Here is a 10,722-nt window from a genome sequence, read left to right on the forward strand (position 1 = left end):
AAAACCAAAAAGTGAACCTAACCAACGAGTGTAATTGTAAAAGAAGGAGGATATATCATGAAAAATGAACTGGAAGCATTAGCAAGCGAATTACCTATTTTGACGGATAAAAGCAGTTATAAGTACCTATCAGAAGTTGCGGGTAATGGCAAATATATTCAAGTTGCGTGGCAAAAAAAGAATGCCGAATATTTAGCACTTTACGGCACACAATCTATCAAGTTACCCCAAATTGATAATTCTGTAGAGTTTGTAGACGCCGAGGAGGGTTAATCATGCCAAGTAAAGTTGAAACTGAAAAATGGAAAAGGCAGCTTGTCGAAAATGCCGAAAAAGAAATTTTAAAACTAACTGATAGTGAAAAATTTAAAAGTTATCTTAATACCGTAGCAAAGTTTCACCGGTATAGCCAGCGTAATATTGACCTTATCTATTCTCAAAATCCAAATGCTGGTCAAGTTGCGGGCTTTAAAAAATGGCAGACTGATTTTAAACGATCAGTAAATAAAGGAGAAAAAGGGATCAGGATTGCGGCTCCCATTATAAAAAAACTAACTCCAGAGGATCAGAAAAGACTTGATACGACCGAAGAAAAAGCCATAGTTGGTTATCGCTATATTCCAGTATTTGACATATCACAGACAAGCGGCGAACCAGTCCTAAGTGCTAAAGATTTTGTCAAAGAAAATTTAGTGGATCATAAAAATGTTACTAACCTGTACAATGAACTCAAAGATTATTTGAATAACAATACTGATATTAAAGTCAGTGAAAAAAGTCTGTCAGAACTTGGTGGCGCTAAAGGCTATTTTCAACCCAACACTAATGAAATCGTCATTGGCGGTGATGAACCGGACAACGCCTTAAAACTGAAGACGTTATATCACGAATATGCGCATAGCCAGCTACACGGCTTAAAATCAGCCTTTAAAGATCGGCCACGAGCCTATCAGGAAACCCAGGCCGAAGCGGTCGCCTATGTTGCTATGCAAAATATTGGCGTTGATACCAGTAACTATTCACTCGGTTATGTGGCTACCTGGGCGAAAGATAAAGCCGTGATCCATAGCGCTTTAAGTGAAATTCAGCAAGTTAGTAACAAAGTGATTGAGCTTAGTGACGGGTTAACCAAACAATTAGGCTTACAAGAAGCCCAAAAAGAGCCTGAGCATGATCTAAAAAAGCTATCAGCCCATGATCTTAATAAGTCCTATCAAGGCTTGCAACAACAAGTTCAGCAAACGACTAATTCACAACAAAAAGTGCAATTTAAAAATCAGTTAAATGATGTACACCAGGAAATCAGTAAGCGAACTCAAAAACAACTGCAAGCATTTTCTGAACAGAATCCGGAAATCAAACAACCTGATCCTGAATCTGATCGAAGCATGAAACGTTAGCCAGTTTTTAAGGGACATGCTATAATAAAGACAGAAAAAGGAAGCCCCGCTGGAACAGGACTTCCCATACAAGCCGCTTTAAAGGCGGTGGCCTAGATTACAAAACTACATTGTCGCCCTGTAACCGACCAAAGTTACGCAGGGCGGCTTTTTTATTTGTTCCTTTTGTCGATGTATGTTAGCAACGCCAAAATAAACATTGCAAACAGCAACATCAACGAGAGTGTCTGGAAGACGCTCATTGACTGTGAAACCTTTCTGAAGATTATTCCATGTTCCCATGGGCCTCACCTCGCAAGGGAAAAGACAGCCACCGCCCTTAAAACTTCTTGCTTGGTCTATTATACAGAAAACTTGTATAGGAAGAAATATTTCTTGTAACCAGTGTGTATTTTTTGCTTTAGAATGATTGAAATTTGTTTGATTAAAAAGCAATAGCTATGTAGTTGCTTGGACATTAAAGTGGGAGTGATATTTATGATAAAAGAAACACCAAGAAACATTGAAGAGTTGAAAAAGAAAGCAAATAATAAAAACAGTTGGCGTGAACGTTTGTCTGCTGTAAATGTTTTAAAAGAATATGATTGCAAGCAGTCTAAAGATATACTTGCTAGACTTGCTATAAATGACCCAGTGTTTAAAGTGAAAGAAACGGCGTTTCGTGCTGCTCAAGCATTAGGCGTAACCAGTCATGGAAAGCCTATTTATTTAGGTAAAGGAAAGAAGGGGAATCTGGTTAAGGGGATTAATAAAAAACTTGAAAAGGTTAGAAATTCATTGCCAGATGATTATTCGTTCGAAGATTTTAAGAGTGAATTTCAAAAAAAATATCCAAACGCATATGATGTTTATGAGGGTACTAAAAAAGATTTTGATGGTTGGCTTAAAAAATCAGAAGCAAATTTACCCCATAGAAAATAAAGAGGCTCTGGTGCAAAGTTTGCCTGGCAACTTCATTCTAGTATACTGAGTGACAAGAAACGAGGAATTGTGCGCATGAATTACTTTAAAGGACGCCACTTTCAACAGGATATCATTATAGTAGCCGTTGGCTACTATTTTAGGTTCAGTCTCAGCTACCGTGATATCGTTGAATTGCTACGTGATCGCGGGGTTAGTGTGCATCACACCACGGTCATGCGTTGGGTTCATCATTATGGTCCCATCTTTAAGGCTTTATGGCGCCAACATCAAACCTCCCATACCAAAAGTTGGAGGATAGACGAGACTTACATTAACGTCAAAGGTCATTGGACTTATCTGTATCGTGCAATTGATAGCAACGGTCTGACGCTCGACTTCGAACTGCGAAAGCATCGTGATTATGCGGCAGCCTATCACTTTTTGAAACGGCTGTTGACGACCAATGGTCGTCCTGATCGCTTAGTCACCGATCAATATCGAGCAACACTTAAGGCAGTGAAGCACCTGATGAAACAAGACTACTTGAGCAAATCAGCACACCAATGTTCCAAGTATCGAAACAATTTAATCGAACAAGATCATCGATTCATTAAACGACACCGGGTGCGGTCAGCAAGTTTCCAAAGCATCCGAACCGCTAGTGCAACACTCAGCGGCATTGAAGTCATCCATGCATTACGCAAGAAAACCCGACGAGAGCTAAGCCTCATCGGGTTTTCAGCCGTGGACGAATTAAAAGCGATGGTGCCAGCATAACCTACAACACCCTATCAACAACTAGGTAAAAGGCACACTCTCAGACTATTTGCACCAGAGCCGCCAAAATCACTATTTCTAACGCATTGGATGAACACATCATTACTTCGCTGTTGCACGAAGGCGCACCGATCGATAATTTTGGTATCGGTGAAAAGCTCATCACTAGCGCGTCCGCACCGGTTCTAAGTGGCGTCTACAAGCTTGCGGCAACTGAGAGCAATGGTCAGAGCACCCCCAAGATCAAGGTCAGTGCCAGTCGCGAAAAACTAACGATTCCTGGTGATAAGCAAGTCTATCGTCTGTACGAACCAGGAACTCAGCGGGCCTTTGCTGACTTGATTGCACTAGCTACCGAGACGATCGTCGATGCGACCAGCCTAACCGTCGTCAACAGTGACCCACTCAGTGTCGACCGCCAACAGCGACTCACCCATTTTGAAGCCCGGCCCTTACTCGCGCCGGTAGATTTGTCCAACACCACGTCAATTCCGGTTACAACCATTCAGGCAACGACCCAGGCTAAACTTGCCGAGCTCCCACGAACAACCCAGCGGCTCGTCAACCCAGATCTTTACCCGGTCTACATGACAACCACACTCAGCCAGTTACAAACTAGTTTGTTGAATAAAATGACGATACTAGCAGATTAACAAACGAACACGCGTAGCAACGACTAAAGCCACTTCTGATCAGCGTTCAAATGACCGCTTAGTACAGAAGTGGCTTTAGTTTATAACAAGTAACAGTTAGCTCACTGACCAGTAATTTGATCATGTTCACCCGGGGTCAATATTTTGGTCATCACCGTAATCAAATACGCTTGTTCGCGCTCAATTTCAGTTCCCGGCAATTCCAGCATTAACCGCGCTAGGTAACCGAATAGCTGCGATAACAAACTTTGCAGTATCAAATCATTCGGCCAATCCACAATCAAATGATCTGCTTTTAGTTGATTTATGACACTTCCCATCTGCTTGACCATCTTAGGCGCAATCTGGCTAAGAATCTGTTCGCGTCGTTCGGCGTCAAAAGCTACCATTTCAAAAATGACCTTTAACTCTTTCACGTTAGCTTTAGCAAATGCAACTCGGTCCGTAAAAATTGCTGTGACGAATGCCTGTAGACTGGGATAACGCTGCCGTAATGCATCCTCTGAAAAATCACTCGCTAAAATTGGCACAATGTGCGCGGCAATTGGTGCTAAGATGGCATCCCGTAAGGCAGCCTTAGTCTTATACCGCCGATAGACCGTCCCCTCCGCAACGCCGGCCCGTTGTGCAATATCACTAGTACTGGTCTGGTCAAAACCCTTTTCAGCAAACAAATCGAGACTTGCCTGGAGGATGGCCCGTTGCTTAGGTGTAATCGTTTCATTCTGACTTAGATCCTGTTGAAAATAATCCCGTATCCGTGGTCGTTCCATATCCTCACACCTTCCGATAACGTTTCATTCCAACAATATTCAACATTGTTAGTACGACCATAAACCCTACTAATATTAACAAATTGACACCAATATCGCCAAGCCCAGCACCCTTTGTCACAACAGCCGTCAACGCATTAGCACCATAGTATAACGGCATGATGTGGGCAATTGCTTGCAACCAACTGGCCATGCCATCGACTGGAACCAACCCAGCAAAAAAGATTTGTGGTACAACAATCAGTGGAATAAACTGAATCATTTGAAATTCTGAGTTAGCAAAGGTGGAAATAAAGATACCCAAGGTCAAAGCCACTAACGCTAATAATAAGTTAGTCAGAAAGACCAGCCAAATACTACCAACTAAGTGAATCTTGAAGACCGTAATTGTAAAAACAACGGTCAGGACAGTCTGAATGATGGCAAAGCCCCCATAACCAATTAGATAGCCCATAATAATTTCACTCCGTCGAATTGGGGTTGCAAGTAGCCGGCTTAGGGTTCCAGTAGTGCGTTCATTCAAAAGTGAAACGCCAGAAATCAAGAACACAAAGAAGAAGACAAAGAAACCGAGAAAGGCTGGCAAAAAGTTTTCAAAGAACGTTGAATCACTACTACCATAAATATAATGAGACTTAGTCGTATAACTGGTTGCTTTAGCTGACTGAGTCGAACTAGACGTCGTGGCTGTGGCCTGCTTGAGTTGCTTTTGTAATTTCTCAGCAGTTGCCTGGTCACCGCGGGCCTGGGCTTGTGCAATGGCAGTCTTCAGCTTGGTCACCGTTGCTTGTGTCTGGGCTGCTGTCAGCTTCTTCAAAGCGGCTTGTTGCGATTCAAGGGCCGCGCGCTGTTTCTTAGTAACGGTCACCAGCGTCTTCATTTTCACCTTGACTAATCCTGACTGTAAACTCGCCTTAATTAAAGACGTGTTGGTTGGATTGCTATTTGAATAAGTAATCGTCAATTGACCATTTTTCTGAGTCAAATAGCCATCTAGATCATGCTGCTTAATCATTTTCCGTGCCTGTGAACTATCATAATGATGAATCGTCACGTTTTTGGTATCGATCACGTTAACCACGGATTGGTCTACATGATGAACACCCAAGCTTGCTACTTGCGTCGTGTTGTTTTGAAATAAGAAATACATCAGCGTCATAATCAGCAATGGTGCCAAAAACATCAGCGCCAAGGTACGCTTATCACGTAACATTTGCTTAAAAACTCGTCTAACGATTGCCATCGTTCGCATCTTGCATCCGCCCCGCTTTCAAAAAGACCTGTTCGATCGTATCTACTGCATACTGTTGTTTCAGTGCCGCGGGTGTCCCCTCAGCAAGCGCAATCCCGTGCCGAATCAACATGAGATAATCACACCGTTCTGCTTCGTCCATGACATGCGTTGTCACGAGCATCGACTTACCGGTATCCTTGAGCTTATTTAGTTCGGTCCAAATTTGTTGCCGTAATTCTGGATCAATCCCAACGGTCGGTTCATCTAAAATCAATAATTGGGGATCCTGAATCAGGGCAATTGCCAACGACAAGCGCCGTCTCATCCCACCCGAATAGCCACTGACCCGCTTGTCTAATTGGGACGTTAAATCAACTAATCCGGCTGCATAATCAATCATCTGTGCTAACTTTATTTTTGGAACGCTCATCAATTGCCCAAACAAGGTCAGGTTTTCACGGGCCGTTAGTGTCTCATACAAAGCGTCACTTTGGGCCATATACCCTACTTGTGCCATTACCGCCCTATTGGGCATCACCGTATCCATGACTTTAACAGTGCCACTATCCACAGCTTCCATCCCTAAAATACTCTTGATCAAGGTGGTCTTCCCAGCTCCTGATGGCCCAATCAAGCCATAAATCATTCCAGCCGGCAGTGTCAAATCAATCTGATTGAGCACTTGCTGATGACCAAAGTGCTTGCTGACCTGCTTGGCGATGACATAATCCGTTGCCATTTTAATAACCCTCTTTCTCAAAGCGAGTGTATACTCACTCACTTAATGGCTTTAGTATAATCAGTACATCTCGGTTTGTCAACATTAAAATGAGTTATCACTCACTTATTTTGTTTCCGGCCCATTTGTCACCGCATTGCAAACAAAAATGCGCCACCCCGTTGTTGGGATGTCGCATTTTAATTAAATAGTGACTGCTTAAAAATTCTATAATTCAGGCAGTTAAGCTAATATATGCATTATTGCGGTATAATAAATCCATTGGAATTAGCTGTTTTCCTGCATTTTCCTTGCATTTTTTGGGAACCTACTCGGAGGTTATCGTATGGTCTATCGTCACAGCCCGCTTCAATTGTCATTTGAATCCTTTGGTGCCGGTTTAAGTACCCCACTTAGCTCTAACAATGAGTGGGTCCAGTTGGCGGAGGTCATGCCCTGGAAAGCTCTCGATGAGGCATACCAATTGGAGTTCACCAAAAATGCGGGACGTGCGGCAAAACCATTTCGTTTACTCTATGGGGCAATCCTGATCCAACAACGGATGGGTTTAACTGATCGTGGGGTGGTTGCGGCAATTCGTGATACACCCGCACTTCAATATTTCATCGGGTTGTCCGAATACAAAGCGGTTGAGCCGTTCAATTATTCCAGCCTGGCACACTTTCGCAAACGAATTGCCGATATCTCCGAGCTGATTACGAATATCATGAATGATACAGTACGCGCCAAGATCGAAGCGTTGGTCCCATTCAAAGTGGACACCGTCATCACGGACGCAACCGCAGTGCCAGTCAAAATCAAGTATCCTCAAGACACCGTCCTCCTCAACCAAGCAAGGCTGAATCTTGAGGCGATGGCGATCGATATGGCACACCAACTTGGTGTGCCAAACCCACGCATGTACAAACGCGAGGCGAAGCATTGTTGGACCTAATTTTCACGACATCCAAAGCAACAGCGTGGTGGCTTTCATAAACAGGTCAAGGCCCAACTTCAATATGTGCGCCGTGATTTGCGGTACATCAACGAATTCATCGATCAGGGTGCGACTCTACCAGATGAACAAGCGATTCGCTTAGGCGTGATTCGAATTCTATTTGCCCAGCAATGGTACATGTATACCCACAAGACTCACCACGTTGAAGACCGAATTGTTAGTCTCCAACAGCCGTACATTCGCCCAATTCAACGTGGTAAGGCCAATGCTAAAGTTGAATTTGGGGCGAAGATTGACTGTTCGTTAAGTGAAGGCGTAGTCGACATTGAACGTTTTGATTTCACCGCATTCTCTGAGGGCCAAGACTTCGCGGAAACTTCAGACCACTATTACGATCTTCATGGACATTATCCGGATGAAGTACTGGCCGATACGCTGTACCGTAATCGGGAGAACCTAAAGCTGTGTAAGGATTTGGGTATCCGAATCTGCGGTCCGAAGCTTGGCCGGCATCCAAAACACGTTGATGCAGCGAAACGGCGTGAGGATACTGATGCCGAGAATCGAAGAGGTACCATTGAACGCCGGTTTGCTTTTATGAAGGGCACGCTGGGGCTTGACTTGGTGAACACTCGGACAGCTGAATCACTGGCCGTCAAGATTGACGCGGCCATCGTCTTGAGCAATGTGCTGACCCTGTTAAGGGTATTTGCTATACCAATTTTAATTTTGGCTAAATTCGAGGGTGAGGCCTATCAAATTCGCTATAAATTTACTACAAGGGTCGAAGATATGGTGGCCTAGTTCAACAGCCACTATATAGGTTGATAATGTTTTGTTTGAATTCTTTGTCGTAACGAGTTGGCATGTAAAAATTCCTTCCTTTTGAGAGACGATTTATTCATTATACCCTCTCTTAAAAGTTGTCTCAGGAATCAGCTTACATCCACTGAATATCGTGTTTGAAATCTTTCCAAGTTTTTCCGTAAAATATACCTTCTCTTTCCAGCTTATCTTTATTTAAAAGATAAGCTGGAATAACTGGTTGGTCAAAAATATCAGGGTTTTCATTATATTGTTGTGGAAGAAGACACTTTAAAAATTGCAAAATTTTTTCAGAAGATACAGAGTCAGAAAATATGGAGGTATGTTTTTCTAAATAATCTGATAGCATGTGTCTTTTGTTCACAAAATTTGTATTACTATCGTTTGTAAATTGTTCTATTAAATTTTCAAAATCTATAGCAAGATTTTGATCATTAATTTCTTGCGAATTTCTTGCGTCTAAATCTAAAACCTTTTTGTTATGAGCCCCACAGAAATCACAATTACCTTTTTCATTAAAAGATTTAAAGCGATCTCTAATTTCTCTATCTTTAAAACACTCAATACAACATTTCATTAATCTTCGCCATCCAGAAACTGTCCAAGAATTTCAAGGTGATGCTTAATTGCCAACCGTTTTATGATTCCTAGTCCAGGGTAAGTTCCTGCGATAGATAAACGTTTAAATTCTTCTAAAGCACTAGAATTATTTTTCTCTTTATTAAACGCATCACTACTATACCAGGAAATAAGTTTTTTTAAAGCTTCCTTAAACTTGTTCGCTGGATTAGAAATATCCTCATTGGTATCAGAAACAAAATGGTGAATACGAAGTTTATTATCAGAGTCAAAGTAAACTATATGTATCGCTACAGCCTTTGGCGCAAAACCAGATTCGGAGTAATCTGAACCAATAACAGAATAGTCACTAAAACCATAAAAACCATCTTTTTTATAAAGAAGATGTTCCATTGAAAATAACTGGTCTTGATCTTCTGCATAATCTTGATTTCTATTCTTTTTTTCATAAGAGTCATGTAATTCAATAATTCTAGAGAAATTTTCCTGTTTTGCATCCTGCAGCATTTCTCTATTATTTGTATTAATGATAAGAAATGTATTTGATGTAATAACTTTTTTTATATCAACTTCAGATTTTTCGTCTAGTATCATCATATGAGGCTTGTTTTGGGGGATTTCATTAAGAATATCGCAATCGTTATTCTTATATAAAAAATAAGTTGGCATAAATTCTTTTGACTTTTTGATTTCAATTATTTCTTTATTATCTTTAAAGCCAGGATAGTTAGCCAATTTTGAGTTTTGGATAACAGCTAAGTTTCTATTTTCTCTTGAAAAATCTTGTAGTAGTATTCTAAAAGATGAAGATGCTTTAATTGGCTCAATTATGGGTATAATTTTTTTGCTGAGTTTCCCTTCTTTTAATAATTCTCTTAATGCCAACAACTCATTTTGTTTACCACGAAGCAATGGATAGTACATTATTACTCATCTCCTATTTTTTTTATTAAAAATTGATTCAATTGTTTGAAGTTGTTATCTGTATAATTTGAAAAATATATTAAGCTTTTAATCTCTACAGGAACTTTATTGAATTCTTTTATATTAGACCTATCTACAGTTTCGCGTTGCTTTAATTGGTATAGCATCTCTTGTTGAGCTTGTTTAATGTCTAATTGTTTAAACATCTGGAAGCAAACATCATAATATTGAAAATCATTAACTTGAGGTAAAAATCCAAAGTTTTTTTGTAAAATATATTCAAATTCGTATTTTCTTAATATTTTAAAGATAGATTTATAATCTAATTTTTTCTCATATTTGGTTGCTTTTCTTTCTTCATGCAGGGTATTGCGCTTTGTTAGAACAATGATGCCAACTTGAGGTAAGTCTATACTTTGCATTATTTGTTTTAAATGGCTTTGGTCAGTAACAATATTACAAAGTGAGAAAGCATGATAATAAGCATTTAGTTGTCCCTTTAATCTTTGCAGATTATCAAGTTCTGTTTTAATTTCATAAACTTGTCCTACCCCATTAATAATTAAGAAATCAAGAATGTTTCCGTTAATCGGTAACTCTCTTAATGCAGTAGACGTTTGAATACTGTGGCGTCCCAACAGTATTTTATTGAGCAATGTATTTTTATAAAAATATTCATTACGATGTCTCTTAGACATATATTTATAGATAAGATTCATTGCTTGTAAATTAGTTATCGAATCTGGCGGATTTATTAACTCATTAACAATGCTTTTGTAAGTTTCAGAACTTTCACCGGAAACAAGTTTATTAAACGAGTTTACAGTGAATAATTTATTTAACAATATTCCAATATTCATTTTCTAGCCTCTTAACTCAGTTAGAATATACATACTCATCATATCACGTTTATTTTAAAAGTATGCATCATGAATTGTACCCTAGATCAGCAGCGGCAGTTTCATAATTCTCAAAGAC

The 10,722-nt window shown here is 40.2% G+C and carries 11 protein-coding genes and 2 pseudogenes; 6 read left to right on the top strand and 7 right to left on the bottom strand.

The window, feature by feature from the left end:
- Nucleotides 1-57: 57 nt before the first annotated feature.
- The gene (locus FC98_RS12960) at nt 58-273 is read left to right on the top strand and encodes a hypothetical protein (protein ID WP_003713050.1); all 216 of its coding nucleotides are present in this window, start codon (nt 58-60) and stop codon (nt 271-273) included.
- A 2-nt stretch (nt 274-275) separates the two neighbouring features.
- Entirely contained in the window at nt 276-1,400 is a 1,125-nt protein-coding gene (locus FC98_RS12965) for an ArdC-like ssDNA-binding domain-containing protein (protein ID WP_056949690.1), read from the top strand.
- Between the two features lie 152 nt (nt 1,401-1,552).
- Here FC98_RS12965 and FC98_RS15375 read toward each other — a convergent pair whose 3' ends face one another.
- A complete protein-coding gene (locus tag FC98_RS15375) occupies nt 1,553-1,642 on the bottom strand; it encodes a putative holin-like toxin (RefSeq protein WP_072672334.1) in 90 nt (29 codons plus the stop codon).
- 235 nt (nt 1,643-1,877) lie between these two features.
- Between FC98_RS15375 and FC98_RS12970 the strand changes: the two genes are divergently transcribed.
- From FC98_RS12970 to FC98_RS12980, 3 genes and pseudogenes are all read left to right on the top strand, one after another.
- Nucleotides 1,878-2,321: a hypothetical protein gene (locus tag FC98_RS12970; protein WP_056949692.1), complete on the top strand. Its 444-nt coding sequence runs from the start codon at nt 1,878-1,880 to the stop codon at nt 2,319-2,321.
- Nucleotides 2,322-2,396: 75 nt separating this feature from the next.
- Complete coding sequence (locus FC98_RS12975) at nt 2,397-3,080, top strand: IS6 family transposase (protein WP_002816065.1); 684 nt, start codon at nt 2,397-2,399, stop codon at nt 3,078-3,080.
- Nucleotides 3,081-3,142: 62 nt separating this feature from the next.
- Nucleotides 3,143-3,733, top strand: a pseudogene (locus tag FC98_RS12980) (beta/alpha barrel domain-containing protein); the annotation flags it as partial.
- 101 nt (nt 3,734-3,834) lie between these two features.
- Here the strand turns inward: FC98_RS12980 and FC98_RS12985 are convergent.
- Genes FC98_RS12985 through FC98_RS12995 form a run of 3 tightly spaced genes read right to left on the bottom strand, consistent with a single transcriptional unit; the run spans nt 3,835 to nt 6,479 of the window.
- Entirely contained in the window at nt 3,835-4,506 is a 672-nt protein-coding gene (locus tag FC98_RS12985) for a TetR/AcrR family transcriptional regulator (RefSeq protein WP_054656060.1), read from the bottom strand.
- 4 nt (nt 4,507-4,510) lie between these two features.
- Nucleotides 4,511-5,758, bottom strand: coding sequence for an ABC transporter permease (locus FC98_RS12990; protein WP_056949694.1), 1,248 nt, complete (start codon nt 5,756-5,758; stop codon nt 4,511-4,513).
- Nucleotides 5,736-6,479, bottom strand: coding sequence for an ABC transporter ATP-binding protein (locus FC98_RS12995; RefSeq protein ID WP_054656058.1), 744 nt, complete (start codon nt 6,477-6,479; stop codon nt 5,736-5,738). The genes FC98_RS12990 and FC98_RS12995 overlap by 23 nt, the downstream gene beginning before the upstream one ends.
- A 325-nt stretch (nt 6,480-6,804) precedes the next feature.
- Between FC98_RS12995 and FC98_RS13000 the strand changes: the two are divergent.
- A pseudogene (locus FC98_RS13000) lies at nt 6,805-8,220 on the top strand (IS5-like element ISLca2 family transposase).
- Between the two features lie 136 nt (nt 8,221-8,356).
- On the opposite strand, the gene FC98_RS13005 reads toward FC98_RS13000, so the two are convergent.
- The 3 genes from FC98_RS13005 to FC98_RS13015 are packed head-to-tail and all read right to left on the bottom strand — an operon-like array spanning nt 8,357 to nt 10,604.
- The gene (locus FC98_RS13005; protein ID WP_054656056.1) at nt 8,357-8,818 is read right to left on the bottom strand and encodes a hypothetical protein; all 462 of its coding nucleotides are present in this window, start codon (nt 8,816-8,818) and stop codon (nt 8,357-8,359) included.
- The gene (locus tag FC98_RS13010) at nt 8,818-9,744 is read right to left on the bottom strand and encodes a sce7725 family protein (protein ID WP_056949696.1); all 927 of its coding nucleotides are present in this window, start codon (nt 9,742-9,744) and stop codon (nt 8,818-8,820) included. The genes FC98_RS13005 and FC98_RS13010 overlap by 1 nt, the downstream gene beginning before the upstream one ends.
- A 2-nt stretch (nt 9,745-9,746) precedes the next feature.
- The gene (locus tag FC98_RS13015) at nt 9,747-10,604 is read right to left on the bottom strand and encodes a sce7726 family protein (RefSeq protein WP_056949698.1); all 858 of its coding nucleotides are present in this window, start codon (nt 10,602-10,604) and stop codon (nt 9,747-9,749) included.
- Between the last annotated feature and the right edge of the window lie 118 nt (nt 10,605-10,722).

The sequence above is a fragment of the Lentilactobacillus kisonensis DSM 19906 = JCM 15041 genome (assembly GCF_001434135.1).
Taxonomy (GTDB): Bacteria; Bacillota; Bacilli; order Lactobacillales; family Lactobacillaceae; genus Lentilactobacillus; species Lentilactobacillus kisonensis.